Annotated in this window: 1 protein-coding gene; it reads right to left on the bottom strand. The window is 63.0% G+C overall.

Going from position 1 to position 1,444, the window contains the following annotated elements; all coding sequences use genetic code 11:
- Positions 1–1,444, bottom strand: a 1,444-nt coding sequence (locus RMN95_RS04530; RefSeq protein WP_309615765.1) for a 5'-nucleotidase C-terminal domain-containing protein, incomplete at both ends; no start/stop codon positions are given.

Here is a 1,444-nt window from a genome sequence, read left to right as displayed (position 1 = left end):
CGGGTTCACGACGTAGGTGTACTCGAATCCTCTGGACGCGCCAAGCTTCAGGAACGGTCGAGATGCGGTAGCGGGCTGCCACTGCTGTTCGAGCGCGGCCTTAAGCTGGGCTCCAGTCAGGTTCATTGTGACCAGTGTGTTGGCGAACGGCTGGACCGCTGCCGCCTCGGCGAAGGTCACGTTGCCATCGGGATCGGCGGCCCCGGTGGAGCCGAACGCCAGGTCGGCACGAAGGCCTCCCGGGTTCATGAATGCAATCTTTGCGCCAGACGCCTTGGTGGCGTCGAGCTGTACGTCCGCGACGAAGTTGCCCAGTGTCGATTCACCACCGCGGTTCTCCGCTCCCGCAGTCTGCTTCGCGCGGGTGAAGGAGGCGGTGATGTCTCCGACCTTTACCGCCCCGAGCACCTTAGCGACCGCGACCGCGTTTGCGACAATCTTCGTGACGGCGGGGTTTGGCGCGGCCGCTCCGACGAGCGGGAGCACCTCGGCCGAGATAGAAATCAGCTCGCCCGACTTCGGGTCTACCGAGATCGAGGTGTGACTAAACTTCTCGCCGTACTGCCCCGACGAGATGACCGGGCGCAGTGTGTTGGTGCCTTTAATGAGAATTTCGTGATCATAGGCGAGGTGGGTGTGGCCCGAGATGATCGCGTCGACATTAGCGTTTGCCCCGGTGACGATCCGACCGAACGGTGAGTCATCGGTAGCACTCGCGATATCGGTCGTGGCCGCGCCCTCGTGAACGAGCAGCACAATCACGTCGGCTTCGCCGTTGGCCGCGTTGCCATCGCTGAGCTCGTCAGCAACTCGGTTGACCTCCGCAACGACGGGCTTGACCTCCAGGGTCGCGATTCCGGCCGGGCTGACCAGGCTGGGTAGCTCTTCTGTCACGGCTCCGATAAAGCCGACCGTCACGTCACCGAAGTTCTTGAGGAAGTACTGGTCGTAGGCGGGCTTGCCCGTGGCCTTGTCGTAGACGTTTGCCGAGAGATAATCCCACTTCGCAGCCGGAATGATGCGGTCATCAAGATCTGCGCGTCCACCGTCGAACTCATGGTTTCCGAGCGCACTCGCGTCGAGCTTCATCTCGTTGAGAGCGTCGATCGTGGGCTGGTCCTTCTGGATGAACGACGTAAAAGTCGAGGCACCGATCAGGTCACCGGCCCCCACGAAGACCGTGTTGGGGTTCGCGGCGCGGTACTTGTCGACGGTGCCGGCGAGCACGGCCGCTCCAGCGACCGGCGGAGCGGCCTCGAGGCGACCATGGAAGTCGTTGATCGAGAGCAGGTCAATGTTCACCGGCGGGAGTGCCGAGCTCAGCCCAACCTTCACGGGGTCGTGGTCGCTGGAGCGGAACGGCGTGCCCGCTTCGGCTGCATCGAACTCGTAGCCGCGGTCAGACCACTCGGAGGAGTTGATGTTCCAGACGTCTACTCCGGTG

Origin of the sequence: Salinibacterium sp. (genome assembly GCF_031364185.1) — a bacterium.
Lineage (GTDB): Bacteria > Actinomycetota > Actinomycetes > Actinomycetales > Microbacteriaceae > Rhodoglobus.
The sequence above is the reverse complement of the archived record's forward strand: the minus strand, read 5'-3'. Positions and strand labels throughout refer to the sequence as shown.